This is a genomic window from Streptomyces humidus, assembly GCF_014649655.1.
Classification (GTDB): domain Bacteria; phylum Actinomycetota; class Actinomycetes; order Streptomycetales; family Streptomycetaceae; genus Streptomyces; species Streptomyces humidus.
In genome coordinates this window covers 110986-137953 of the sequence record NZ_BMTL01000013.1, presented here as the reverse complement: position 1 = coordinate 137953, position 26968 = coordinate 110986, and the positions used below count along the sequence as shown (strand labels likewise).

The 26968-nt window shown below is 71.4% G+C and carries 19 protein-coding genes; 15 read left to right on the top strand and 4 right to left on the bottom strand.

The annotated features are described in order from the left end of the window. Positions 1 to 148: 148 nt before the first annotated feature. A complete protein-coding gene (locus tag IE239_RS17340) occupies positions 149 to 769 on the bottom strand; it encodes a hypothetical protein (protein ID WP_190150231.1) in 621 nt (206 codons plus the stop codon). Positions 770 to 1206: 437 nt separating this feature from the next. Further along, positions 1207 to 3372 carry a RecQ family ATP-dependent DNA helicase gene (locus IE239_RS17335; protein WP_190150230.1) on the bottom strand — a complete coding sequence of 722 codons (2166 nt, stop codon included), beginning with the start codon at positions 3370 to 3372 and terminating at the stop codon, positions 1207 to 1209. A gap of 702 nt (positions 3373 to 4074) precedes the next feature. Here IE239_RS17335 and IE239_RS17330 point away from each other — a divergent pair. From IE239_RS17330 to IE239_RS17300, 7 genes are all read left to right on the top strand, one after another. After that, positions 4075 to 5832 carry a DUF4192 domain-containing protein gene (locus IE239_RS17330; protein ID WP_190150229.1) on the top strand — a complete coding sequence of 586 codons (1758 nt, stop codon included), beginning with the start codon at positions 4075 to 4077 and terminating at the stop codon, positions 5830 to 5832. Positions 5833 to 6567: 735 nt separating this feature from the next. Beyond that, positions 6568 to 8487, top strand: a complete 1920-nt coding sequence (locus tag IE239_RS17325; RefSeq protein WP_190150228.1) for a glycogen debranching N-terminal domain-containing protein — start codon at positions 6568 to 6570, stop codon at positions 8485 to 8487. Positions 8488 to 8627: 140 nt separating this feature from the next. Next, a complete protein-coding gene (locus tag IE239_RS17320) occupies positions 8628 to 9386 on the top strand; it encodes an NUDIX hydrolase (protein WP_190150227.1) in 759 nt (252 codons plus the stop codon). Between the two features lie 114 nt (positions 9387 to 9500). Beyond that, positions 9501 to 11771 carry an ABC transporter ATP-binding protein gene (locus tag IE239_RS17315; RefSeq protein WP_190150226.1) on the top strand — a complete coding sequence of 757 codons (2271 nt, stop codon included), beginning with the start codon at positions 9501 to 9503 and terminating at the stop codon, positions 11769 to 11771. A 163-nt stretch (positions 11772 to 11934) separates the two neighbouring features. Next, the gene (locus tag IE239_RS17310) at positions 11935 to 12822 is read left to right on the top strand and encodes a FadR/GntR family transcriptional regulator (RefSeq protein ID WP_190150225.1); all 888 of its coding nucleotides are present in this window, start codon (positions 11935 to 11937) and stop codon (positions 12820 to 12822) included. 479 nt (positions 12823 to 13301) lie between these two features. Beyond that, positions 13302 to 14846, top strand: coding sequence for an RNA polymerase sigma factor (locus tag IE239_RS17305; protein ID WP_190150224.1), 1545 nt, complete (start codon positions 13302 to 13304; stop codon positions 14844 to 14846). A 133-nt stretch (positions 14847 to 14979) separates the two neighbouring features. Next, positions 14980 to 15846: a serine protease gene (locus IE239_RS17300; protein ID WP_190150223.1), complete on the top strand. Its 867-nt coding sequence runs from the start codon at positions 14980 to 14982 to the stop codon at positions 15844 to 15846. A gap of 131 nt (positions 15847 to 15977) precedes the next feature. Here the strand turns inward: IE239_RS17300 and IE239_RS17295 are convergent, their stop codons facing one another. Further along, positions 15978 to 16208 (bottom strand): DUF7455 domain-containing protein, encoded by a 231-nt coding sequence (locus IE239_RS17295; RefSeq protein WP_069767438.1) that lies wholly within the window; start codon positions 16206 to 16208, stop codon positions 15978 to 15980. 445 nt (positions 16209 to 16653) lie between these two features. Here IE239_RS17295 and IE239_RS17290 point away from each other — a divergent pair, with 445 nt between their 5' ends. The 5 genes from IE239_RS17290 to IE239_RS17270 all read left to right on the top strand — a co-directional run bounded on the left by IE239_RS17290 (position 16654) and on the right by IE239_RS17270 (position 23193). Continuing rightward, positions 16654 to 18774, top strand: coding sequence for a DNA gyrase/topoisomerase IV subunit B (locus IE239_RS17290; RefSeq protein WP_190150222.1), 2121 nt, complete (start codon positions 16654 to 16656; stop codon positions 18772 to 18774). 342 nt (positions 18775 to 19116) lie between these two features. Beyond that, positions 19117 to 20268, top strand: a complete 1152-nt coding sequence (locus IE239_RS17285) for a sensor histidine kinase (protein WP_190150221.1) — start codon at positions 19117 to 19119, stop codon at positions 20266 to 20268. Then, positions 20265 to 20948, top strand: coding sequence for a response regulator transcription factor (locus IE239_RS17280; RefSeq protein ID WP_190150220.1), 684 nt, complete (start codon positions 20265 to 20267; stop codon positions 20946 to 20948). Before IE239_RS17285 ends, IE239_RS17280 begins: the two co-directional genes overlap by 4 nt. Positions 20949 to 21028: 80 nt before the next feature. Next, on the top strand, positions 21029 to 21604 hold the full coding sequence (locus IE239_RS17275; protein ID WP_190150219.1) for a DUF485 domain-containing protein: 576 nt from the start codon (positions 21029 to 21031) through the stop codon (positions 21602 to 21604). Further along, a complete protein-coding gene (locus tag IE239_RS17270) occupies positions 21601 to 23193 on the top strand; it encodes a monocarboxylic acid transporter (protein WP_190150218.1) in 1593 nt (530 codons plus the stop codon). The genes IE239_RS17275 and IE239_RS17270 overlap by 4 nt, the downstream gene beginning before the upstream one ends. A 51-nt stretch (positions 23194 to 23244) precedes the next feature. Here the strand turns inward: IE239_RS17270 and IE239_RS17265 are convergent, their stop codons facing one another. After that, complete coding sequence (locus IE239_RS17265; protein ID WP_190150217.1) at positions 23245 to 23937, bottom strand: response regulator; 693 nt, start codon at positions 23935 to 23937, stop codon at positions 23245 to 23247. A gap of 160 nt (positions 23938 to 24097) precedes the next feature. On the opposite strand from IE239_RS17265, the gene IE239_RS17260 reads away from it, so the two are divergent. From IE239_RS17260 to IE239_RS17250, 3 genes are all read left to right on the top strand, one after another. Next, positions 24098 to 24913 (top strand): ABC transporter ATP-binding protein, encoded by an 816-nt coding sequence (locus IE239_RS17260; RefSeq protein WP_190150216.1) that lies wholly within the window; start codon positions 24098 to 24100, stop codon positions 24911 to 24913. Continuing rightward, positions 24903 to 25763 (top strand): ABC transporter permease, encoded by an 861-nt coding sequence (locus IE239_RS17255; RefSeq protein ID WP_190150215.1) that lies wholly within the window; start codon positions 24903 to 24905, stop codon positions 25761 to 25763. Before IE239_RS17260 ends, IE239_RS17255 begins: the two co-directional genes overlap by 11 nt. A gap of 121 nt (positions 25764 to 25884) precedes the next feature. After that, positions 25885 to 26937: an ABC transporter substrate-binding protein gene (locus IE239_RS17250; RefSeq protein ID WP_190150214.1), complete on the top strand. Its 1053-nt coding sequence runs from the start codon at positions 25885 to 25887 to the stop codon at positions 26935 to 26937. The last annotated feature ends 31 nt before the right edge of the window (positions 26938 to 26968 follow it).

Genomic DNA, 26968 nt, shown 5'->3' with positions numbered 1-26968 from the left:
CGAGCTGCGGCGTGCTCGGTGCGCCGCCCTCCCCGCATGCCCGGCGTCGGGCGCCTGCGGGCGCTCGCCGGGGACGCGTCGCGGCCGGTCGTCCCGCCCATGTCGGGGGGCAGGGGGCTGCAGAACCCTTTCGGCAAACCGGGCGCCGTCAGCGGGCGGCCGCGCGACGCATCACCTCGGAGGCGGAGCCGCCGGTCCGGGGGAGCGGCGGCGGAGCCTCGGACAGGGCGAAGGGCTCCGGGGTCGAATCCGCGTTGGGCCGTCGGCCCCCGCGCCCTTCACCGAGGACCTGCCAGCCGTCCCGGGTCAGAGTGATGTACGCCCCGCAGCGCAGACCGTGCAAAGTGCAGGCGTCCCGCAGGCCCCACATCCATGCCCCGTCCTCCTCCGTCCAGCGCGCGTCGCCGTCGCGGCAGTAGAGCAGCACGGCGGTACGCACGGGGGTGCGCAGTCGCAGGTCGTGGGGTATGACTCGGCGTAGCTGGGCTAGCAGGGCGTTGCGGAACACCCAGCCGTCACTCGAAGCCTGACGCCGGGTGAACGAAGCGCTGGCCCGCACCCGCTCGTCCGGGTCGAGGACGGCCACGATCGCCGTGGTCGGCCGCGGCCGGTGCCGCGAGTGCAGACCGCTGACGACTTCCCGTGGGTTGCGCAGCAGGGGTATCCCGGCCGCGGCCCATTCGGCAGGCTCGAGCAAGCGGTTGGCGGAGGCGGCGGACGTGGACGTCGACAACGATGCCGCCGAGGACGGAGCGAATCCGAAGGTCACGATCCTCCCTTCGGCTACGGCCCACACTGCGGGCGGGTCGGATTCGGGGGGCGCACGCCGCAGCAGAGCTCAACCGGACTAGGGACCGAGCCGTGCGGGGAGCGGACTTCAATTCTTCCTGCCGAACTTGGATGCGGCAACGAGCAATTGGGGCCACCGGCCGTTATATGGCGTTGAGTGGCATATATCCCTACCCAGTGATTCACGGAAGGATGCGTGAGTCGTCAGTTCAAGCCGTGCAGGGGCCTTGGAGGCAACCTGGAGGCGAGAGCGTCCGCGGCCGGCTCGCCGCGGAGACCGGGGCCCGAGGCATCCTGCCGCCCGGTTCGCTCCGGCGTTCCGCTGCCCGGGTCGCTCCTGCGTTCCGCCGTCGTCGCCGGGCTTCGGGTGTTCACGCCGGGGATCGCGGGAAGCCTCGCACGGCCGGGTCCTCTCCGTCAGCCCTGCACGGCCAGCACCAAGGGCAACACCCCCTCCGCGCCCGCCCGTCGGAGCATCCGGGCCACCACGGCGAGGGTCCAGCCGGTCTCGGTGTAGTCGTCCACGAGCAGAACCGGCCCCGGCGTCCCGGCGAGGGCGGCAGCGAGGGCGGGCGGCACGTGCAGCATGCCGTCGAGCGCCTTGAGACGTTGGGCGCTGTTGCTCCGGGAGATCGGCGAGGTGTCGGCGGTGTATTCCACCGCACCCAGAAGGGGCAGGCGGCCGACGTCCGCGATCCGCGCGCCCAGCGAGTGGACCAGCCGCGGACGGGTGCGAGAGGCGACGGTGACCACGCCGACCGGGCGCGGTGAGGCGTCGGCCGCTCCGGAGGCCCAACCGCCGGGCCCCTTCGCCCAGTCCGCCAGCACATCCACCACGGCCCGGGCCACATCGTCCGGAATCGGTGCGTCCGGCGCCTGGGGGGCCAGCATCGGACGCAGCCGATTTCCCCAGCCGATGTCCGAGAGACGCCCCAGGGCCCGCCCGGCCGCCGCTTGCTCGTTCGCGGGGATGCGCCCCTTGAGATCCATGCCGATCGCTGCCAGGCCGGTCGGCCACATCCGGCGGGGCTCCACCTCGACGCCCGCACGGCCCAGGTCCACCCGTGCGGCGTCCAGCGCGGCCGAGGACGTGTCGGCGGCATGGCGCGCCCCCGCGCAGTTGTCGCATCGTCCGCACGGCTTGGCGCCGTCGTCGTCGAGCTGGCGCTGGAGGAACTCCATCCGGCAGTCCGTCGTCGACGCGTACTGCCGCATGGCCTCCTGTTCGGCCTTGCGCTGCCGTGCGACCCACGCGTACCGCTCGGTGTCGTACCGCCACGGCTGTCCGGTCGACAGCCAGCCGCCCTTGACCCGCTTGACCGCCCCGTCCACGTCGAGGACCTTGAGCATGGTCTCCAGACGGGAGCGGCGCAGCTCCACCAGGGGCTCCAGGGCGGGCAACGACACGGGCCGCTCCGCGCCCGCGAGGACGTCGAGAGTGCGGCGTACCAGGTCCTCGGGCGGGAAGGCCAGCGAGGCGAAGTACTCCCAGATCGCCTCGTCTTCCCGTCCCGGCAGGAGCAGCACCTCCGCGTGCTCGACACCGCGTCCGGCACGGCCCACCTGCTGGTAGTACGCGATGGGCGAGGACGGCGAGCCGAGGTGCACGACGAAGCCGAGGTCGGGCTTGTCGAAGCCCATACCGAGAGCGGAGGTCGCGACCAGCGCCTTCACCTTGTTCGCCAGCAGATCCTCCTCGGCCTGCTGCCGGTCGGCGTTCTCGGTCCGGCCCGTGTACGAGGCGACGACATGGCCGCGCTGCCGGAGAAAGGCGGTGACCTCCTCCGCGGCCGCCACCGTGAGCGTGTAGACGATTCCGGAACCGGGCAGTTCGTCGAGATGATCGGCGAGCCAGGCCATCCGGTGCGCCGCGTCGGGCAGTCGCAGCACGTTCAGGCTGAGGCTCTCGCGATCCAGCGGCCCACGCAGTACCAAGGCGTCTGTGGCGCCTCCGGTGCCGAGCTGCTCGGCGACGTCGGCCGTCACACGTGCGTTCGCGGTGGCGGTCGTCGCGAGGACCGGAACGCCCGGAGGAAGGTCGGTGAGCATCGTCCGCAGCCTGCGGTAGTCCGGCCTGAAGTCATGACCCCAGTCGGAGATGCAGTGGGCCTCGTCGACCACGAGCAGCCCGGTCGCGGCGGCCAGCCCGGGCAGCACCTGGTCACGGAAGTCCGGGTTGTTGAGCCGTTCCGGACTGACCAGCAGGACGTCGACCTCACCCGCGGTGATCTCGCCCTGCACGGTCTCCCACTCCTCCGTGTTGGAGGAGTTGATGGTGCGTGCACGGATACCGGCCCGGGCCGCGGCCTCGACCTGGTTGCGCATCAGGGCGAGCAGCGGGGAGACGATCACGGTGGGGCCGGAGCCACGGGCGCGGAGCAGGGAGGTCGCCACGAAGTAGACCGCGGACTTCCCCCACCCCGTCCGCTGGACCACCAGGGCCCGGCGCCGGTCGGCGACCAGCGCCTCGATCGCCCGCCACTGATCCTCGCGCAGCCGGGCCGCCCCCGAGGCGTCGCCGACGAGGCGGGCGAGGACGGCGTCGGCGTCGGCCCGGAGATCCGTGTTGCTCGTGTGCTCCATGCCTCCATACAACAGGACGGCGCTGACAATCCGGTCACGGCCGTGGTCAGCGGGGTCCTCGGCGGGCGCGCGTCGCGACGGTTCCGCTGTGCTTGACGTGTCCGTGATCGGAGTTGTCCACAGGCCCAGCGGGATCTTGTCATCCGCGAGATCGTCTGTCGCATGACGAATCACAGCGAATCCACCGGATCCTCTGAAAACGGTGACACCGCCCGACGTGACGAACGGGACGCACGGAACTCCCAGGACGCAGGGAAGGAATCGCAGGCGTCCCAGCCGTCGAGGTCCGCGGGCGCTTCGGTTGCCACGGACGCCGACACCGGTCACGAGGGGCGTGACGGGAACGGCCGACGTGACGGAGACCGTCGAGGGAGCGGAGGCCTCGAAGGAGGGGGCGATTCGGGAGGGTCCGGAGGCCCTGGAGCCCTCGGAGCCCTCGGAGGCCGCGGAGGCCGCGGAGGGGAAGAGCCCACGGACGGCGAATGCGACGGAGGTGACGGATGTAAGGGACATGACGGTGCCGACGGCTGCCACTCGTACGGCACGCAGCGGGGTCGGCCGGAACATCCGGATCAGCTGGAACATCGGGATCGGCCCGATCAGCCGGATCGGCCGGCCCGGTCGGCGTATGAAGGGCCGCCGGGGCGCGGAGGCCGGGCGGCGCAGGAGGGCCCGCCGGAGACCGGCGGTCACACGACGTACATGAGTCACCCGATGTACGACGGTGAGGCCGAGTACGGCACTGCTCAGACAGCCCATCAGGTCACCCTGCGGTCCCCGGACGAACTGGCCGACGCGCTGCCCTATCTGCTCGGATACCGGCCGGAGGACAGCATCGTCCTGGTGGCCCTGCACGACCGCGGCGGACGAGGGCGGTTCGGCGGCCGGGCCCGGCTCGGCATCCCCGCGAACCCGGACGACTGGGGCGCCGTCGCGCAGCAACTGGCACACGGACTGGTCAGGGGCAGCGAACGCCGGGGCACCCGCCCCGCGCAGATGGTGGCCTACCTCTGTCAGGAGCCGGAGAGCGGCGAGACGGGCCGTCAAGTCATGGAGCGCCTGACGCCGCTGGCCGAGCAACTGCGTCTGGAATGCGGCCGTCTCGACATCCCGGTGATCGAAGCGCTCTGTATCGCGGACGGTCGTTTCTGGTCCTACTGCTGCGCGGGCGAGGGATGCTGCCCGGTCGAGGGCGTCCCGATGGGGCTGCCCGGCACGTCCGTGCTGGCCGCGGCCGCTACCTACGCGGGGATCCAGGTCCGCGGCACCCTGCGTGAGCTACGGGCCCGGCTGCAGCCTCTGGAGACCGGCGTGGCGCTGGAGCAGGAAGTCGCCCTGGACACCGCCGCCATGGCACTCGTCCCGAGGATGCTCGACGACGCGAGCCGAACGGCGGTGGCCGCCGAGACGCTCGAACTGGCCGGACGCGTGATGCTGCGCCTGGCCGAAGCGCCCGTGCTGCCTGGCGTGCTTCTCGCCGATCGCCGAGACGACGAGCTGCTCGGATGCGACGAGGCCGCAGCCCTGATCCTCGGGCTTCAGGATCGCGTGACGCGCGACCGGGCGGCCGAGTGGATGGAGGGCGACGAGGCCGCGACCGCACTGCGCCTGTGGCGAGCACTGGCACGGCGCTGCGTCGGACCCTACGGCGAACACGCGGCGCCGCCGCTCACTCTCGCCGGCTGGGTCGCATGGTCCGGCGGCGACGAACTCGAGGCGAGGGAGGCGTTCGCCATGGCGCTCGGCGCGGAACCGGGATATCTGTTCGCCCGCCTGCTGCACCAGGCCTGCAACGAAGGCCTCGACCCCGAGTCGGTGCGACGCTGCCTGCGCGCCGAGCGCGAGCGACGAGGACGGCGCGCAGCGGCGGAAACGCCGGGCGGGGAGGGGCCGACCGCGGAAGAAGCGCTGACCGCCGGAGCAGCGCTCCTCCCGGACACGCGGGCCGCCGACGGGCCGGGCACGCCGGGCACGGCACGCGCGACGGGCGGGAATGGCGCGACCAGGGCGACAGGTGTGACAGGTATGACAGGAGCGACTTTCGCGGACGACGAGGGCGGTGATCCGGACGACGGGGACGATGCCGGCCGAGCCGATGGCACGGCCCGACCCGGCGAGGTGAGGGGCTCCGTGGACTCGGAACCCAACGGCTCACCGGTATGCGCGCCAGGGGCCTCGACGGCTGCAGCGCGCAACGCTGCCCCGACTGCCCGCAGGCGCCGCCGTCCTCGTTCCACCGCTGCCGGGTCAGGTTCCGGGCAGGCCGCGGAAGGAGGCGCCGAGGTGCCGGAGGCGAAGGCACCTCGCCGCCGCCCGACGCAGGCGCACGCCCCCCGTCCCACCGCTCCGAGCGGTGCGGGATTGCGCACACGCGGTGGAGGGAAGTCCCCCGCACGCACTCATGGCGAGGTCACGAAAGGCGTGCGGTCCCACGCGGGCGAAACCCCGGGCGGGCACTGAGGCTCGCCCGTCGCGATGAACGCCGTCCCCCCCCCGTCGCGATGAACGCCGTCCCTCCGCAGCGACGAACGGCGAGGTCCCGCGCACGCCCGTCACCCGCTGCGGCGGGACGGCCCCACCGTCTGCCCGCCCGGGAGGCGCCTTCCCGGCCTGACGTCCGGGTCCCACCGCCATTCGGTGGGGCCTGCGGGCCGGGTGCGTGACCTGGGGGAGTCCCACCCCGTTCACCTGAGTGGCGGATTGCCCGCGCAGGGCGTTCCGCCGCAGCTCACCCGCCCTGCCGGAGCCTTCCATCAGGCCTCGACCACGCCGAGGCGCACAGAGAGCAGAAGAAGTCACCGCATGCATCAGCCGACTCCGCCCTCCGCCGCCGACCAACACGTCGGCTTCGACGCCCACTTCAGCTTCGACCAATGCTCCGGCACCGGCGGCTCGGAGCCACACCTTGGCACGGACGCCGACCGGCTTCCTCCCGACCAGCTGCATCTCGACCGACCGCTTTCCGACCGACTGCTTTCCGACCGAACAGGTCCAGGCCGGCCGAGTCGGGACGAAGGTCCGGCCGACCCTCGCAGTGTCCTGCCGGCCGGGCGGAACACACGCGCCCCGTCCCGCCTCCTTCAGCCGCCCGGCACAGTCGGCCGCCCGTCGGCCACCGCGGCCAGAGGCAGCGCCCAGCCGTCCGCATCATCGGCGCCGCCGCGCATCGCAGGCCTGCCGCCCGCCCACACCGCGATGATCTGTGTCGCCCTGCCCGGTCTCGCCATCTCGACGGAACAGGGTCAGCTGACAGGACACGGTCTGGAGGGTTTCTACCGGGCGGGTCGGCGGATCCTGTCCCGTTGCCGGCTGCGGGTGGCGGGGCGTGAACCCCTCGTGGTCCAGGCCCGGATGACACTGGCCGACTCCGCGCGCTTCGTCGGGACCCTGCGTGTCACTCCGCACGGCGGCCCGGATCCGGACGTGATCGTCGAGCGGATCCGGTCCGCGGACGGCACGGAGCGCATCACCCTGCGCAGTACGGCCGCACGCCCGCTGCACCTCCCGGTCGAGGTGGCACTCGGGGCCGACCTGGCCGACCTCGGTGCGATCGCCGCCGGCGTCGTCGGTCCCGAACTGCCCGCCAGCGTCTACGACTCCGGGCTGCGCTGGTCCGGCGCCGCCGGGACGTCGAGCGTCAGCGCCGCCCCCGCACCCGCCGACGTGATCGCCTCCGCGGGACTGCTGCGCTGGGAATTCGACGTGCCGCCCGGCGGCAGTGTCTGCCTGGAGTTGAGAGTCCGGCTGGACGGCGCGGGGCCGGTCCGCGCCGTCGGCCGTGCGGCGACAAGCCCCCTGGCACCCGCGCACGCCACGGGCGACGACCCCCGCGTCCGGGCACTGCTGGCGACGAGCGTCCAGGATCTGCAGGCCCTGCTGGTGCGCGACCCCGAGCGCCTTGCGGACATCCATCTCGCGGCCGGAGCCCCCTGGCGCTGCGGTCTGGCCCCGGCCGAGGCGCTCGCCGCGGCCCGGATGACACTGCCTCTGGGCACCCGTCTCGCCGCGGGCACACTGCGCACGCTCGCCCGCACCCAGCTCACCGTCCCGGGACCGCGGTGCGGCATGATCCCCGGGCCCCGACGGGACGCGGGCGTGCACCTGCCGCCGGTCTGTACGGCGACGGAGGCCACGCTGCTCTTCCCGGTGCTTCTCGCGGAGGCCCGCCGATGGGGTCTGCCCGAGAGTGAGACGGAGGAATTGATGCCGGCGGCCGAACGCTGTCTGACCTGGCTGCGCGCCTCGGTCGGCGACGGGCCCTACCTTCGGGACCCGCAGCCCGACGGCCCGGTCCGCTGCGAGACCCAGGCCTACGCCCACCGTGCCGCACTGCTCGGCGCCGACCTGCTCGACGCCTGTGGCAGACCGGGCGGCGGCGGGCTGCGGGAGTGGGCCCGGACGGCGCGCGCGGTGTTCCGTCGGGACTTCTGGATCGACGACCGGGCAGGGGGCCGACCCGCGGCCGCCCTCGGCCCGGACGGGCGGCCGCTGCCCCATCTCTGTGCGGCCACCGTCCACATCCTCGACACCGGGCTGCTCGGCGGCGGCGCCCACGCACCGGGTCTGCTGGACAAGGTGCAGACCGAGCAACTGGCCCGGCTGCTCGGCAGCCCCGCCATGGACTCGGGCTGGGGACTGCGCGGCCTCGGCGCGAAGGAGGCCGGCCACAACCCCTTCGGCCACCGCAGCGGCGCCGTCCGGGTGTACGAGACGGCGATCGCCGTAGCGGGACTGGCGGCCACGGGCCACGAGAAGGAGAGTGCGGCCCTGCTGCGCGGCGTGCTGGCGGCGGCCGACGCCTTCGACCAGCGCCTCCCCGAGATGTACGCGGGGGAGCAGCGCGGAGGCGGGAGCGCGCCCCTTCCACATCCGGCCGCCTGCCGTCCCGCCGCCACCGCGGCGGCGGCCGGGGTCCTGCTGCTGACCACCCTCGTCGGCGTCCGGCCGGACGCCCCGGCCGGCACCGTCACCCTGCGCCCCCTGCCCAGCGCGCCCCTGGGCGAGGTCGGCCTGACCGGTCTGCGGGTCGCGGGCGCACCCTTCTCCGTACGGGTCGGTCGGCTCGGACTCGCCATGGTGGAGGAGGCGGCCGAAGGGCTGCAACTGCGAGTGTGACCCCATGTGACCTCGGACGACACCGAACGGAGCGAGGGGCGGCCCGAGCGGCGAAGACCGTGCGGGACCGCATCGGACCAGCCGTCGATGCGGTCGACGAAAGGAGTGTTTATCGTCAGTGAGACGACTATGATCACCGCATGTCCTACGACCCGTCAGCCTTTCCGCCCTTCGCCGTCACCGTGGACCTGGTCGTGCTGACCGTGCGCCGTCACGCCCTGTGCGCGCTGGCGGTACGCAGGGGCGAGGCGCCGTACAAGGGGCGGTGGGCGCTGCCCGGCGGCTTCGTACGGGCCGACGAGGACCTGACGCAGGCGGCGGCGCGTGAACTGGCCGAGGAGACCGGTCTGCACGCCCACGCCCCCTCGGTCCCCGCCCAGGACAACGGCGCCCACCTGGAGCAGCTCGCCACCTACGGCGATCCCGGGCGCGATCCCCGGATGCGTGTGGTCAGCGTCGCGCATCTGGCGCTCGCCCCGGACCTCCCGGCCCCGCGAGCGGGCGGCGACGCCAGCAACGCGCGCTGGGCGCCCGTCGAGGAACTGCTGCGGCACGAGGGCTACGGCCGCGACGGCGAGACGGCAGCCCCGCTCGCCTTCGATCACGCGCAGATCCTCGCGGACGGCGTGGAACGAGCCCGCTCCAAGATCGAGTACTCGTCCCTCGCGACGGCGTTCTGCCCCACGGAGTTCACCGTCGGGGAACTGCGCCGCGTGTACGAGGCGGTGTGGGGCGTGGCGCTCGACCCGCGCAACTTCCACCGCAAGGTGACGGGCACGCCCGGCTTCCTGGTGCCCACCGGCGGCACCACCACCCGTCAGGGCGGGCGTCCCGCCCAGCTCTTCCGTGCGGGCGGCGCGACCTTGCTCAACCCGCCGATGCTGCGGCCCGAGGTCTGACCTCGGACCGCGGCGACTGCCGCGGCGTCGCGGCGATGCCCGACGGTCGGGCGTGCGCGCTCCCGACCGTGCGGTGAACGGAAAAAACGGACATAGCGCGCTATCTTGCTTCGCGTGATCCAGGCCTTCGGACTGACCAGCAACCCCCGCAAGGCGCTTCCGCCCGCCGTCGACGACGTCTCCTTCGAGGCGCGCGCGGGCCGCGTCACCGTGCTGCTCGGAGCGCCGGGTGCGGGCAAGACCACCGTGCTGAGACTGATGCTCGAACTCCAACAGGGCCGCGGAATCGCCCACTTCAGAGGCCGCCCCCTGCACCGCATCGCGCACCCCTCACGGGAGGTCGGTGTCCTGCTGGGCGACGTGCCGGGGCATCCCGCGCGCACGGTCCGCGGCCATCTGCGCATGCTGTGCGCGGCCGTCGGCGTGCCGGTCCGGCGTGCCGACGAGGTGCTGGAGGTGGTCGGCCTGATCAGCCTGCGCGACGAGCGCCTCGGCACCCTCTCCCGCGGCGTGGACCGTCGGCTCGGTCTGGCCGGCGCCCTCCTCGCCGATCCGCACACTCTCGTCCTCGACGAGCCGGCCGACGGGCTCTCCGGACGGGAGGGCCGTTGGCTGTTCGGCATGCTGCGCGCACACGCGGCGCAGGGCGGCACGGTCCTGACGACCACGGCGGACCCCAAGGAGGCGGCGCGCACCGCCGACCGCGTCGTCACCCTCGACCGGGGGAGGCTCGTCGCAGACCAGGAGGCCGCCGACTTCTCCCGCACCCGGCTGCGTCCCCGTGTGGCCGTACGCACCCCCCATGCCGTCCGCCTGGCCGCCCTGCTCGCCCAGGAGGCCCGGGCCGGACGACGCTCGGTCGAGGTGGTGCAGGAGGACGGTAACCGGCTCTCCGTGTACGGCAGCACATGTGCCCACGTCGGAGAGACGGCGTTCCGGCACGGCGTCCTCGTCCATCAACTGGCCGACGAGACCGGGGACATGGGGCCGGGAGCAGGAGCGGTGGACTCGACGCCGTCGCTCCCCGCGCGCTCCGAAGCGGGGCCGCCGCTCCCGGGTGGCGCGCAGCCCGGCCCGTCGTCCGGTGAGCGGACCGCCGTCGAAGTCTTCGCGAAGGGCTCGGACGTCCTGAGGTCGGCCGAGGGGTCCGGCGTGGAGGACGGTACGCGGGAGACCTCGCCCGCCGTCGCGCCGCAGCCGTCCGACAGCGAAGCGCCGGGTTTCCCCGCGACGCACGGGCCGGCCAAGGGTTCTCCCTCGGACGTTTCCCGGGCCGGGGCGGACGGTTTCCGGCCCGGTACCGCCGTGGGGGGCGAGGGCGGCACGACCCCGGACACGCCGGCCACGACCGCGTCGGCTTCCCCGGCCCTGCCGGGCGTGACCGCCTCGACTCCGCCGGGCGCGACGGCCTCGACCGCGTCGACCGGGACCGCGTCGGCTGAGACCGCGTCGGCCGGGACCGCGTCGGCCGGGACCGCGGCTCTCGCCGTGGGGGAGTGCCGAACCGTCGTCACACCGCCCGTTCTGCCCTCAGCCCGGCGCAGCCCGCGGGCCTCCGCCTCCCGGACGCCGGACGCTCTGCCGGACCTGCCGCCCCCTATCTGCGTACGGTCCGCTCCCGGTCCCCTGCGGCCCCTGCGCTACGAACTCCGCCGCGCTGCCGGGATCAGCACCGGATTCGTCACCGGAGCCGTCGTGCTGATCGTGTCCGTACTCACCGCCCTGCTCCTGGCCCACGCCGGCCACACCCGGCAGGCGCGGCTGCTGGCGGCGTGGCCTGTGGAGCTGCCGCTGCCGCCCGCGGCGCTCGGAGCCGGGCTGCTCGGGGCGCTCGCGTTCGGCGACGAGTTCCGCCACCCCGCCCTGGCCGCGGACCGCGGCACCGTGCCCCGCAGGCTCGGGGTGCTCACCGCCAAACTCCTCGTAGCCGCCCTCACCGCCCTGATGCTCGGCTTCCTCACACTGGGATGCGACGCCGAAGCGCTCTATCTCGTCTACGGACGGGAACTCGCGCGAGTTCCCGCGGACTGGATGGAGCTGAGCGCGAGTTGGCTCGCCTTCGTCGTCGGGTGCGCCTGGGCCGGTGTGCTGGCGGCCGGTGTCTTCCGCTCCACCACGGCGGGGCTGGCGGCGGTGGTCGCCGTGCCCGTGGTCGTCGTACCCGTCGTACAACAGCTCGTCGGCAGCGCGTCCGTGCGGACGGCCGCCGGCCTGTCCCTGCGGTTGCGGGAGACGCTCCTGTTGCAGTGGCCCTTCGGGGGAGAGCGCTATCTGACTGCTGCGGTACGCGTGATCGCTCAACCTGTCGGTGGGGCGATGACCTTGTCCCTCGCCGCCCTGGTGTGCGCGTATGTGCTCACCACGCTGCGCAGCAAGGTCCGATGACGACCGTCCCCGGCCGATCCCGTCCTCGCGTGTGCGCAACTCCCCGAAGAAAGCACGTTTCTTTCCGATAAGGCGTCAATTGCGACGGGGTGAGCGATCACCCTTTCGTGTGCTTTTCACCAAAGACCTCAAGGCAGTTGGAGGCAGCGCCGACAAAGGATCCGTGAGTACCCTTGCGCACACCATGATGACCGCCGCCCGCTCCACCGACTCCGGTCTGGCCGGCCCGGGCGGACTCGACCGCTACCCCTACGCCGAGGCCCCCGCCGCCGACCGCGTCGGAGCTCCCGTCTGGGAGGCCGCCGATCCCGAACTGGGCCGGGTGGGGCGTCGCGCCACGGGCAGCCGTGGACGCGGACTGCACGGCCAACTCGTCCAGCAGCTCGGCCAGATGATCGTCTCGGGTGACCTCGGCGCCGACCGTCCGCTGGTGCCCGAGGAGATCGGCCAGCGGTTCGAGGTGTCCCGCACCGTCGTCCGCGAATCGCTGCGCGTCCTCGAGGCGAAGGGCCTGGTCAGCGCCCGACCGAACGTCGGTACGCGTGTGCGTCCCGTGAGCGACTGGAATCTTCTCGACCCTGACATCATCGAGTGGCGCGCCTTCGGTCCCCAGCGCGACGACCAACGTCGCGAGCTGAGCGAGCTGCGTTGGACGATCGAGCCGTTGGCCGCCCGCCTGGCCGCCGGGCACGGGCGGGCCGACGTCCAGCAGCGCCTCTCCGACATGGTCGAGATCATGGCTCACGCCATGGGGCAGGGCGACGCGCTGACCTACTCCCGGGCGGACGCCGAGTTCCACTCGTTGCTCATCCAGGTCGCGAGCAACCGGATGCTGGAGCACCTCTCGGGGATCGTGTCCTGCGCTCTGCAGGTCTCCGGCGGCCCGGTCGCGGGGTGCGAGCGTCCGAACGACGCGTCGCTCTCCCACCACGGCAGGATCGTCGACGCGCTCGCCGCGGGCGACGGCGCCGCGGCGGAGGCGGCGATGCGGCAGCTGCTCGCTGTGCATCCCGAGGTGGAGCGCGTCGTGCCGGCACCGCGCGAGCACTGATCGCATCCGCACTGGAACCGTCCGCGGACGTCCTCTTTCGTCGCGTCCTCCCCGAGCGACGCGCCCACCCGCTCGTCGGACCCCGCAGAACCCGTCACGGGGTCCTGCGGGGTCCGACGGCCGTCAGGGGGGATACGGCCGGGAACGCACAAAGAAGGGCGCGGCAAGGGTGACGCGAGGGGGATTCGGCCGCGGAGGCCCGGGTAGACACCACGGGTGACCGCCTCTGCCCGTGTCTGACCGTTTTTACGTGCTTACGGGGTGTGACTCGGGCCACGAAGATTGGGCGTAACGCTTGTGGAAACAACGCGATGACCTAAGAGGTGGCTGCCGCGGAGGGAATACGGACGCCGTTCAAGGCGCTGTGCATCCTCCCGGTCCCCGCCCGCACCGTCGGCCCACCCCCAGGCCGGTGGTCGGCTCCTGTTCGTCTGCGAACGGGGCCGGAAGCCGTTTTCCAACGTTCCGAGAGGTTGTTCGTGTCGGCCAGCACATCCCGTACGCTCCCGCCGGAGATCGCCGAGTCCGTCTCTGTCATGGCGCTCATTGAGCGGGGAAAGGCTGAGGGGCAGATCGCCGGCGACGATGTGCGTCGGGCCTTCGAAGCTGACCAGATTCCGGCCACTCAGTGGAAGAACGTACTGCGCAGCCTCAACCAGATCCTCGAGGAAGAGGGTGTGACGCTGATGGTCAGTGCCGCGGAGCCAAAGCGCACCCGAAAGAGCGTCGCAGCGAAGAGTCCGGCCAAGCGCACCGCCACCAAGACGGTCGCGGCGAAGACGGTGACCACGCGGAAGGCCGCCGCCGCCACCGAGGCCGCCCCTGCCGCCCCCGCTGTGGACGACCCTGCAGAGGAAGCCGCCCCCGCCAAGAAGGCGGCTGCCAAGAAGGCGACGACCGCCAAGAAGGCCGTCGCCAAGAAGACCGTCGCCACGAAGAAGACGGCGGCCAAGAAGACCACCGCCAAGAAGGACGACGCCGAGCTGGTCGAGGAAGAGGTCCTCGAGGACGCTCCCAAGGCCGAGGGCGAGCCCGAGGGCACCGAGAGCGCCGGCTTCGTCCTGTCCGACGAGGACGAGGACGACGCCCCGGCCCAGCAGGTCGCGGCCGCGGGCGCCACCGCCGACCCGGTCAAGGACTACCTCAAGCAGATCGGCAAGGTCCCGCTGCTCAACGCCGAGCAGGAGGTCGAGCTCGCCAAGCGCATCGAGGCCGGTCTGTTCGCCGAGGACAAGCTGGCCAACGCCGACAAGCTCGCGCCGAAACTCAAGCGCGAACTGGAGATCATCGCGGAGGACGGGCGTCGCGCCAAGAACCACCTCCTGGAGGCCAACCTCCGTCTGGTGGTCTCCCTGGCCAAGCGTTACACCGGCCGCGGCATGCTCTTCCTGGACCTCATCCAGGAGGGCAACCTCGGTCTGATCCGCGCGGTCGAGAAGTTCGACTACACCAAGGGCTACAAGTTCTCCACGTACGCCACCTGGTGGATCCGTCAGGCGATCACCCGCGCGATGGCCGACCAGGCCCGCACCATCCGCATCCCGGTGCACATGGTCGAGGTCATCAACAAGCTCGCGCGCGTGCAGCGCCAGATGCTCCAGGACCTGGGCCGCGAGCCCACCCCGGAGGAGCTGGCCAAGGAACTCGACATGACCCCGGAGAAGGTCATCGAGGTCCAGAAGTACGGTCGCGAGCCCATCTCGCTGCACACCCCTCTCGGCGAGGACGGCGACAGCGAGTTCGGCGACCTCATCGAGGACTCCGAAGCCGTCGTCCCGGCCGACGCGGTCAGCTTCACGCTTCTGCAGGAGCAGCTGCACTCGGTGCTCGACACCCTGTCCGAGCGGGAGGCGGGCGTCGTCTCCATGCGATTCGGTCTCACCGACGGTCAGCCGAAGACCCTCGACGAGATCGGCAAGGTGTACGGCGTCACGCGCGAGCGCATCCGCCAGATCGAGTCCAAGACCATGTCGAAGCTGCGCCACCCGTCGCGTTCGCAGGTGCTGCGCGACTACCTCGACTGAGTCGCCGGCCCGCCGACGCCGAAGGCCCGGACCCCCTCGGGGAGCCGGGCCTTCGGCGTCGGTGCGCGGGTGCGGGGCCGGTTCCTCTGCATCACTCTGGGTGTTCATCGATCACTTCGAGTGAGGAGCGCGCATGCGTCGTTGTCTGGTCCGGGCTCTGTCCCGGCCGTTGGTCCTGGCGGCCGCTGCGATGGCCATACCGTTGGCGTCCGCCGCCCCGGCCGCGTCCGGCGGCATCGTCCTCGGGGGTGTCCCCGTCGACGTCTCCCAGGCCCCGTGGGTGGTCGCCCTGTCCAGCCGTGACCGGTTCGGAGGTACGCGCTCGGGCCAGTTCTGCGGGGGCGTGGCCGTCGGCCGGTCCACCGTGCTCACGGCGGCCCACTGCATGGGCGAGGACGTCCTGGGAGTGCCGCCGGGACGGTTGCCCGACCTGAAGGTCGTCGCGGGCCGTACGGACCTGTCCACGGGCGCGGGCCGAGAGATCTCCGTGCGCAGCGTCTGGGTGAACCCGGACTACCAGGGTTCCACCAACGCCGGCGACTTCGCCGTGCTCGGCCTTGCCGAGCCGCTCGCGGCGACGGCGGTCGCCCCCATGGCCGCGACGGGCGACAGGGCCTACGAACCCGGCTCGGACGCCGTCGTCTACGGCTGGGGCGACACCACGGGATTCGGCGCATACGCCCACGGGCTGCGGGCGGCGCACGTGCACGTCCTTGCCGACACGCTCTGTGAGCGGGCGTATCCCAGATCCGCCGACGGCGCCTACCAGGCGCGGAGCATGGTGTGCGCGGGGGAGGCGCGGGGCGGCCCCGACGCCTGCCAGGGCGACAGCGGGGGACCGCTGGTCGCGCGGGGCCGGCTCATCGGACTCGTGTCCTGGGGCAGCGGCTGCGGTCGCCCGGGAAGCCCGGGCGTCTACACACGGGTCTCCGACGCCTTGCGGACACTGCACTGGGACGCCGGCACGGGAAGCCCCCACGAGGCCCCTCGCAGCGCCTGAGCGGACCTGCTCGGGCGCGGTGGCCTCCCCGGACAGTCGGGCGGCACGCGGACGGGCGGCCGCCCCTGGGAGCAGGGACGACCGCCCGTACGCCGGCCTGTGCCGGTCTGGCTCGTCGTGGACGCGTCGGATCAGCGCTCTTCTTCGGAGGCGGACACGGGAACGGTAGTCAGCCGCTCCGTCTCGTCCTGTATCTCAGCGGCGATCTTCTTGAGTTCCGGCTCGAACTTGCGGCCGTGGTGGGCGCAGAAGAGCAGTTCTCCGCCGCTGAGCAGAACGACGCGCACGTACGCCTGGGCGCCGCAGCGGTCGCAGCGGTCAGCGGCCGTCAGCGGGCTCGCGGGGGTCAGAACAGTAGTCACGTCGCCTCTTCTCTAGCTCGACGAGCTGTCGTACCAGGGTCAACATCCAACCAGCCCCAAAACGTTCCCGCTCGTGGCTTTTCCTCGAAAAATCTTTCCGAGGTGGCCGTCTGCTGCCGGTTTGGCGGCGAATGTGCCGTATTGCGTGGTCTGCGGTGCTTACGGTTTCGCGCTGTCGGTCATGGTCCCGTCCTCCCGGCTGGCTTGCCGGTTTGTTCATGAGGACGTGCCCGGAGCCTAAATGGTTCATGCCTCGAAGGGAACGTGACATGTACTTCACTCCTTCGAGGGATCGAACATGCATACGACGCTGGTCTAGTGTGAGTTCAGACGCGAGGGTGGCGTGACAACGGCTCTACCAGGCCTCGGTACCCTCGTGGCGGCAACCCAAGCCGCGCCCTTACCCAGAAGGGCCCCAACTGAAATTCAGCGAGGAGCGAACCGCGTGACCGCCGAAATGTCCGTGCCGTCCACAGCGCTGCTGGCAGGAGCAGACCGGGACGGTTCCAATTACACCGCGCGGCACCTGCTCGTCCTCGAAGGCCTCGAGGCCGTGCGGAAGCGCCCGGGTATGTACATCGGCTCGACCGACAGCCGTGGCCTGATGCACTGCCTGTGGGAGATCATCGACAACTCCGTCGACGAGGCCCTGGGCGGTTACTGCGACCACATCGAGGTGATCCTCCACGACGACGCCTCGGTCGAGGTCCGTGACAACGGCCGTGGCATCCCCGTCGACGTCGAGCCCAAGACCGGTCTGTCCGGCGTAGAGGTCGTCATGACCAAGCTGCACGCCGGCGGCAAGTTCGGCGGCGGCTCTTACGCAGCCTCCGGCGGCCTGCACGGCGTCGGCGCCTCCGTGGTCAACGCCCTGTCCGCCCGGCTCGACGTCGAGGTGGACCGTGGCGGCCACACACACGCCATCAGCTTCCGGCGAGGCGTTCCGGGCGCCTTCGCCGCAGCCGGTCCCGACGCCAAGTTCGAGACCGGCGGTCTGCGCAAGGTCAAGCGGGTCGCCAAGAACCGCTCCGGCACGCGCGTGCGGTACTGGGCCGACCGCCAGATCTTCCTCAAGGACGCCAAGCTCTCCCTGGACCACCTCCACCAGCGCGCCCGCCAGACGGCCTTCCTGGTGCCCGGTCTGACCATCGTCGTGCGTGACGAGTACGGGCTCGGCGAGGGCGGCAGCAAGGGCGAGGAGTCCTTCCGCTTCGACGGCGGCATCAGCGAGTTCTGCGAGTACCTGGCCACCGACAAGCCCGTCTGCGACGTCCTGCGCTTCACCGGTCAGGGCACGTTCAAGGAGACGGTCCCGGTCCTCGACGACCATGGGCAGATGACCCCCACCGAGGTCACCCGCGAGCTCGGCGTCGACGTCGCCCTGCGCTGGGGCACCGGGTACGACACGACCCTCCGGTCGTTCGTCAACATCATCGCCACGCCCAAGGGCGGCACCCATGTCGCCGGCTTCGAGCAGGCCGTCGCCAAGACGATGAACGAGGTGCTGCGCACCAAGAAGCTGCTGCGCGTCGCCGAGGACGACATCGTCAAGGACGACGCCCTGGAGGGCCTGACCGCGGTCGTCACCGTACGCCTGGCCGAGCCCCAATTCGAGGGGCAGACCAAGGAGGTCCTCGGCACCTCGGCGGCCCGGCGCATCGTGAACACCGTGATCTCCAGGGAGCTCAAGGCGTTCCTCACCTCCACCAGGCGCGACGCGGCCGCTCAGGCGCGGGTCGTCATGGAGAAGGCGGTCGCGGCCGCGCGGACGCGTATCGCGGCCAGGCAGCACAAGGACGCACAGCGCCGCAAGACGGCACTGGAGTCCTCGTCGCTGCCCGCGAAGCTGGCCGACTGCCGCAGCGACGACGTCGAGCGCAGCGAACTGTTCATCGTCGAGGGAGACTCCGCGCTCGGCACGGCGAAGCTGGCCCGCAACTCCGAGTTCCAGGCGCTGCTGCCGATCCGGGGCAAGATCCTCAACGTCCAGAAGTCGTCCGTGACCGACATGCTGAAGAACGCCGAGTGCGGCGCGATCATCCAGGTCATAGGAGCGGGCTCCGGGCGGACCTTCGACATCGACGCGGCCCGCTACGGCAAGATCATCATGATGACCGACGCCGATGTGGACGGTTCCCACATCCGGACGCTGCTGCTGACCCTGTTCCACCGCTACATGCGGCCCATGGTCGAGTCCGGGCGGGTGTTCGCCGCGGTGCCGCCGCTGCACCGCATCGAGCTGGTCCAGCCCAAGAAGGGCCAGGACAAGTACGTGTACACGTACTCCGACCGGGAGCTGCGCGACAAGCTCATGGAGTTCCAGAGCAAGGGCGTCCGGTACAAGGACTCCATCCAGCGCTACAAGGGCCTCGGCGAGATGGACGCCGATCAGCTGGCCGAGACGACGATGGACCCACGTCATCGCACCCTGCGGCGGATCAACCTCTCCGACCTGGAGGCCGCCGAGCAGGTGTTCGACCTGCTCATGGGCAACGACGTGGCACCGCGCAAGGAGTTCATCTCCAGCTCCGCGGCGACGCTGGACCGGTCGCGCATCGACGCGTAGCCGCGGCGGCGACCGCTCGCGGGTCTGCGTGGGCTCGGCCGGGAATCCGCGCGGCGGTCCGGCAGGGCCCGCGAGACGCGCCGGCCGATGCGACGGCATGTCGTCCGGTCGGGGTCTCCACCCACGGGTGGAGACCCTCGCCGGTGAAGGTCCACCCACGATCCACCCCGGCTCCGATCTGCGGACGGACGGATCTCCGTAGCGTCGAAGGCGTCGGCGGCACTCGCTGCCGGCCTCCCCTTCCCGCTCACGGAGGCCGTGATGTCCGTCTCCGCGCCCGGCTCTCGCCGCCGCCACGGCGTACGGGGACGGTGTGGCCCGCACCGCGCGGAAGGAGCGCGGGTGACGGCGAACGGGTGGACCCGCCGGCTCTCCCGGGAGGCGCCGAGCCCCAAGGAGGTCTCGCGCCCCGGGCGGCTGCTCGCCTGGGCGGTGAGGCTGCTGGTGCCGGCCGCGCTGATGTGCACCGCCTTCCACGACAGCCGCGTCCACGGGTGGATCGCGGTGGCCGGCGCCGGCGCGGCCCTGGCGTCCGGCGGGCTGGCAGGGGCGCTCTTGCGGACCACGCCCGAGCACCGGCTGCGGCCGTCCCTCGCCCTCGTCCTCATGCTGCTCGGACTGGCCGCCGGGTCGGAGGCCGCCGGTTTCCGACCGGCCGCCGTCGTGCTGTGCTGTGGGTGCGCCGTCACGGCCCTGGAGCGGCTGCCCTTGCTCGCGGCCCTGCCGGCGGCCTCGGTCGCCTTCGCCGCCTTCGTCGCGGTCGACGACGGCACCGGTCCGACCTCGGCCTCCGCCATCGGGGGGATGGCGCTCGCCGGATACGCCCTGCGGCTCGACGCCGAGGCCCGGGGCAACGCGCATCGGCTGCTCGCCCAGGAGCGGGCGGCGCGCGCCGCCGAAGCCGAGTCGGCCGCCCTCGCCGAGCGGGCCCGTGTCGCCCGGGAGATCCACGACGTCCTCGCGCACAGCCTTTCGGCGCAACTCGTGCACCTGGAAGCGGCCCGACTGCTGCTCGAGGGACGAGCGGACCGCGCGCAGATCCTCGCACGGGTCGTGGCGGCCCGCGGAATGGCCCGCGACGGTCTGGACGAGACCAGACAGTCGCTCTCCGCGCTGCGGGGAGAACTGACGCCCCTGGAAGACTGCCTGCGGGCCCTCGTGCGAACGTCCGACGCCGTCGAGGTCACCGTGGGGGGCGAACGCCGGCCGCTGCCGGCCGAGGCGTCGCAGGCCGTGCGCAGGGTCGCCCGGGAAGCCCTGACGAACGCCCGGAGACACGCACCGGGCGCGAAGATCCGCGTACGGCTGGAGTACGGCCCACGCGAAGTCACCCTGGACGTGCGGGACACAGGGGGTCCGCCGGGCGAACTCGCGGAGGCCGGAGGCGGGTACGGTCTGCTGGGCATGCGGGAGCGCGCCGAGCTGCTGGGCGGCTCGCTCGCCGCGGGACCGGGCGAGGAGGGGTTCGTGGTGACGCTGAAGGTGCCGGTATGACCGAGGAGCCGGAGAAGAAGCCCGCCCGGGTGGTGGTCGCGGACGACCAGACGGTCGTCCGGGAAGGCATCGTGATGCTGCTCGGGCTGCTGCCGGGAGTCGAGGTCGTGGGCGCCGCGGCGGACGGGGACGAGGCGGTGCGACTCGTGGGCCAACTCGCTCCCGACGTGGTGCTGATGGACCTGCGCATGCCCCGCTGCGACGGAGTGGAGGCGACCCGGCGCATCCGCGCGGAACACCCGGGGACGCAGGTGGTGGTGCTCACGACCTACGCGGACGACGAGTCCCTGTTCCCGGCGCTGAGAGCGGGAGCACGCGGCTACCTGACCAAGGACGCCGACGGGGACGAGATCGTACGGGCGGTGCACAGCGTGCTGTCCGGGGACGCGGGGCTTTCGCCGAGCGTCCAGCGAAGGCTCCTGGAGCGTCTGTCCGCCCCCGAGCGGGAGCCGGCGGAACCCGCGGTCGTGCCCGACGGGCTGACCACTCGGGAGGCGGAGGTGCTGGTGCTGATCGCCGAGGGTCTCAGCAACCAGGAGATCGCGCGCAGGCTGAGCGTGTCCACCGCCACGGTGAAGACCCACATCAACAACATGTTCACCAAGACCGGGCTCAAGGGCCGTGCCCAGGCGGTGCGTTACGCGTTCCGAAAGGGCTTGGTACGACCACCCACAGGGTGAATGGCCTTTTGGTCACCTGATGGGGTGAAGTGTTCGGGAAAGAAGAGTCAGAGATCTTCCCGTTCTGTCCATCCTTGGGCATGCAGTCAAGCAACGATCGTGCCCGTGCTGACGGGGACGGTCCCGAGACCGGCGGTCCCACGTCGCACGCGCGTGAACACCACGAAGATCTGGGCCGGGCATTCGTCGAGACGGCAGGAGACCTGCACTACGAGGACCCGTGGTACGACGCTCTCGCCTCCGGCTGGGGCGAGTCGGCTGTCAGCCCTCACGTGAGCGAGGTGCCGGGGGCCCGCCGGGAGCGGGAGACCGGCGCCGCGGCGGCGGCCCGGATCTATCTCGAGGTCCAGCGCAGTGCGGCCTTCCAGGAAGTCCGCCGCCGGTACCGGCGCTTCGTCGTGCCCGCCGTTCTCGGGTTCTTCGTCTGGTACGTGGCCTACGTCGTGGCCGCGACGACCGCGCCGGAGTTCATGGCACGACCCGTGGCGGGAGCGGTGAACGTGGCGCTGCTCGCCGGCCTCGGACAGTTCCTCAGCACGTTCCTGCTCACCTGGGCCTACGCCCGCCACGCGCGGCTGCGCCGGGACCGGGCGGCACTCGAACTGCGCTGGGACACACAGGAGCTGACGCGTGGAGCGAGAGGCGGTGCGCTGTGACCGGCAACCATCAGACGCCGGCGTTGCTGCTGTTCAGTGTCTTCGTCGCGGTGACGTTGGGGATCACCACCTGGGTGAGTCGCAACCGGCACGGCTCGGCGGAGGAGTTCTACGCGGGCGGACGGCTGTTCTCCCCGATGGAGAACGGTTTTGCCATCGCCGGCGACTACATGTCGGCCGCCTCCTTCCTGGGCGTCTCCGGGCTGATCGCCCTGTTCGGGTACGACGGGCTGCTGTACGGAGTGGGCTTCCTCGTCGCCTGGCTGGTGGTGCTGTTCCTCGTCGCCGAACTGGTCCGCAACTGCGGTCGGTTCACCCTCGCCGACGTGGTCGCCGCGCGGATGAGCGAGCGGCCGGTGCGCATCGCGGCGGGAACCTCCTCGGTCACCGTGTCCGTTCTCTACCTGGTGGCCCAGATGGTGGGCGCGGGCAGTCTGGTCGCGCTGCTCCTGGGCAACACGGGCGAGGCGGCGCGCTCCTGGGCCGTCATCGGGGTCGGCGCGCTCATGGTCGTCTATGTGTCGCTGGGAGGGATGCGGGCCACGACCTGGATCCAGATCGTGAAGGCGGTACTGCTGCTGGGCGGCACCGTCGTCCTCACCGTGCTCGTCCTGTTGCGCTTCCACGGTGACTTCGACCAGCTGCTGCGCACGGCCGCCGACCGCAGCGGGCACGGCGCCGCGTTCCTGGCGCCCGGGTTGAAGTACGGCGGGGACTGGACCGCGCGGTTCGACTTCATGAGTCTGGGGCTCGCGCTGGTGCTGGGCACGGCGGGGCTGCCGCACATCCTGTCCCGCTTCTACACCGTGCCGACGGCACGGGCCGCCCGGCGCTCGGTCGTCTGGGCGATCGGGCTGATCGGCGGCTTCTACCTGATGACGATCGTGCTCGGCTTCGGTGCGGCGGCGATCGTCGGCCCGCAGGCCGTGCGCGGTTCGAACGCGTCCGGGAACACGGCGGTGCCCCTCCTGGCACTCGATCTCGGGGGCGGCGCAGACTCCACGGGCGGCACGGTCCTGTTCGCCGTCGTGACGGCCGTCGCCTTCGCCACGATCCTGGCCGTCGTCGCAGGCATCACCCTCGCCTCCTCGGCGTCGGTGGCGCACGACCTGTACGCCTCCCTGCGCCGACGCGACGCCGAACCCCGCAGCGAGGTCACGGTGGCGCGCATCGCCGCCGTGGGCGTCGGCGTGGTCGCGATCGGCCTCGGTCTGCTGGCCCGCGATCTCAACGTCGCCTTCCTGGTCGGGCTGGCCTTCGCCGTCGCGGCGTCCGCGAACCTGCCGGCCCTGCTGTATTCGCTGTTCTGGCAGGGCTTCACCACCCGAGGCGCCGTGTGGGCGGTGTACGGCGGCCTGATCCCGGCCCTGGTGCTCGTCGTGCTGTCGCCGGTGGTGTCGGGCAGCCCCGAGTCGCTCTTCCCGGACATGGACTTCCAGTACTTCCCCCTGCAGAACCCCGGCCTGGTCTCGATCCCGCTGGGCTTCGTGGCGGGCTGGCTCGGCACCGTGACCTCGGCCGAGATCGCGGACGAGGCCAAGCACGCGGAGACCGAGGTGCGGTCGCTGACGGGGGCGGGAGCCGCGTGACGGGCGGGAGACCCGCCGGTCGTGGTGCCGTACGGGTGTGTGAAGGAACGGTCAGGGCGCCACCCACGCGTACCGGTGTTCCGGGCGGCCCGTGTCGCCGTACTTGAGGGAGAGGTGCAGCCGTCCGGCCTGTTCCAGCTGGCGGAGGTAGCGCTGGGCGGTGGAGCGGCTGAGCCCGGTCTCGGACGCGACCTCGTGGGCCGACAGCGGCTGACTCGCGCGGTGCAGGACGGCGCAGATGAGGTCCGCGGTCGGTTCGGAGTGGCCGCTCGGCAGACCGGGAGAGGACGGCCCCGGGCCGGTGCGCAGGGCGCCGAAGATGCGGTCGACCTGCTCCTGCCCGGCGACGCCGTGGCCGCCGACCCGGTCGACCGTGCGGCGCAGGGCGGCGTAGGAGTCCAGGCGGGCGCGCAGCGCTGCGAACGTGAACGGTTTGACCAGGTAGTGCAGGGCGCCCAGACGCATCGCGGTCTGCACCGTCGCCACGTCGCCGGCCGCTGTGATCATGATGACGTCGGTGCCGTGGCCCTGCTCCCGCATGCGGTGGACGAGGTCGAGACCGGTCCCGTCGGGCAGGTAGTGATCGAGCAGAACCAGGTCGATGTTCCCGCGCTGTACACAGGCGAGGGCCTGCGCAGCACTGTGTGCGCGGGCGGCGACCCGGAAACCGGGAACCTTCCCCACGTATTTGGCGTTGATCTCGGCGACACGGAAGTCGTCGTCCACCACCAGGACGTTGATCATCGGGCCTCTCTCCTGAGGGCCAGGCGGGCTTCGAGCCCGTGTTTCGGCTTCGCTGTTGTAGCGCGAGCAAAACGAGCACAACAGGCCTTTGCAAGCAAAAGAAGCGCATGCGCTCAGAAGGCTGATGCTGTCTCGCGGGTCACCTCTACCGTCCCCGGCCATGAGCGCACACACCAGCCCCGCCATCGAGCTGCGGGGCGCGAGCAAGGTCTTCAGGACCCCGTCGGGAGTTCCGCACACCGCCGTGCGGGAACTCGACCTCACCGTCGGCCCCGGCGAGTTCGTAGCCGTCGTGGGCCCCACCGGTTGCGGGAAGTCCACCACGCTGACCCTGGTCAGCGGGCTGGAGGAGCCCACCCAGGGCGAGGTCCTGGTCGCCGGGCAACCCGTGCGTGGCGTCGGCGACAAGGTCGGCTTCGTCTTCCAGCAGGACGCGACCTTCCCCTGGCGCACGGTTCTGTCGAACGTCATGGCCGGCCCCCGCTTCCGCGGGGTGCCCAAGGCGGAGGCGAAGAGCAGGGCCCGTGAGTGGCTGGGCCGGGTCGGACTCGCGGCCTTCGAGGACCGCTATCCGCACCAGCTCTCCGGCGGCCAGCGCAAACGCGTCGCCCTCGCCGCGACCTTCGTCAACGACCCCGAGATCCTGCTCATGGACGAGCCGTTCTCCGCGCTCGACGTGCAGACCAGGGCTCTGATGTCGGACGAGCTGCTCGAACTGTGGGAGGGCACCGGCGCGTCCGTCGTGTTCGTCACCCACGACCTCGAGGAGTCCATCGCGCTGGCCGACAAGGTCGTCGTGATGACCGCCGGTCCCGCCACCGTGAAGCAGGTCTTCGACATCGACCTGCCGCGGCCGCGCAAGGTCGAGTCGGTGCGCCTGGAGCCGCGGTTCATCGAGATCTACCGCGAGATCTGGGAGTCCCTCGGTGAAGAGGTCCGCATCACTCGCGAAAGAGGTGCCGCCGATGTCGCCTGACCTCCTCAGCGCACCGGTGACCGACGCGGTCCCGGCACCGGACCGCGCCCATTACCGCGCGCGTGCCGCGCGCAGGCGCAAGATCGTCGTCACGGTGTCCCGCGTGCTGCTCCTGGTGGCCGTGCTCGCCCTGTGGGAGGGGCTGTCCCGCGCCAAGGTCATCGATCCGTTCAACTTCTCGATGCCGAGCAAGATCTGGGACCAGATCTCCACCTGGATCACGCACGGGACCGCGCTCGGCTCACTGGGCGAGCAGATCTGGTACACGCTCTACGAGGCGCTGCTCGGCTGGATCATCGGTGTGGTCGCCGGCGTGGTGTGCGGCATCGCGCTGGGCAGGATCACCTTTCTCGCCGACATCCTTGGTCCATACATCAAGGTGCTCAACTCGATACCCAGGATCGTGCTGGCCCCGATCTTCGTGATCTGGTTCGGGCTCGGTCCGGCCTCCAAGGTCGCCTCGGCCGTCGTCCTGGTGTTCTTCCCGGTCTTCTTCAACGCCTTCCAGGGCGCCCGCGAGGTCGACCGCAACCTGGTCGCCAACGCCCGCATCCTCGGCGCGAGCGACCGCAGGGTGACCCTTCAGGTGGTCATCCCGTCCGCCACCTCCTGGATCTTCACCAGCCTGCACGTCAGCTTCGGCTTCGCCCTCATCGGCGCCATCGTCGGCGAGTACATCGGCGCCACCAAGGGCATCGGGCTCCTCGTCGCCCAGTCCCAGGGCACCTTCAACGCGGCCGGCGTGTACGCGGCGATGGTCATCCTCGCCGTCGTCGCCCTGGTCGCCGAGGGACTGCTGACCTTCGCCGAAAGCCGCATCTTCCGCTGGAAGCCGTCGGGCTCGGACTGACCCCTCGCCCGGGCAGGCCCTCGGGCGAGCCCTCCCGCGCGGACCGCTCGCCGGTCACCGCTCCTCACGCGCACCGTTCCCCATCCCCGCATCGCCTTCTCACAAGGACGTGAACCCCGCCATGCGCACAACCGTCAGATACGCGGCCGTGGCCGCCTGCCTGCTCTCCCTCTCCTCGCTCACCGCGTGTGCCGACGACGCCGCCAACGCCGCCGGCGCCGGCAGCAAGGGTGACGGCAAGGGCACCAAGGTCAAGATCATGGTCGGTGGCCTGGACAAGGTCATCTACCTGCCCGCCATGCTCACCCAGCGCCTGGGCTACTTCGACGCCGAGGGACTCGACGTCGAGCTGCTGAGCGAACCCGCCGGCGTGCAGGCCGAGACCGCGCTCGTCTCCGGCCAGGTCCAGGGCGCCGTCGGCTTCTACGACCACACCCTCGACCTGCAGGTGAAGGGCAAGGAGGTGGAGTCCGTCGTCCAGTTCTCGCAGGCGCCCGGCGAGGTGGAGATCGTGTCGACGAAGGCCGAGGGCGACATCACCTCGCCCAAGGACTTCAAGGGCAAGAAGCTCGGCATCACGGGCCTCGGCTCCTCGACGGACTTCCTCACCAAGTACCTCGCCGTCAAGAACGGCGTCAAGGTCAGCGAGTTCACCCCGGTCGCCGTGGGCGCCGGGCCGACCTTCATCGCCGCCCTGCAGCAGGGTGCCATCGACGGCGGTATGACGACCGACCCGACCGTCGCGACGATCCTGGACAAGAAGGCCGGCAAGATCCTGCTCGACATGCGGACGCCGGAGGGCTCCCAGGCGGCGCTCGGCGGACCGTACCCGTCGTCGAGCCTGTACATGCAGACAAGCTGGGTCAATGGCCACAAGGACACCGTCCAGAAGTTGGCCAATGCATTCGTCAAGACGCTCAAGTGGATGTCCACCCACAGCGCGACCGAGATCGCCGACAAGATGCCCGCCGACTACTCCCAGGGCAACAAGATGCTGTACTCGGTGGCCATCAAGAACACGCTGCCCATGTTCACCAAGGACGGCGTGATGCCCAAGGGCGGCCCCGAGACCGTGGAGAAGGTCCTCAAGGCGTTCAACCCGAACATCCAGAACGCCAAGGTGGATCTCGACAAGACGTACACGACCGAGTTCGTCCAGAAGGCGACCGGCTGACGTTCGAGCGGCTGACCGGCGGAACAGCGGG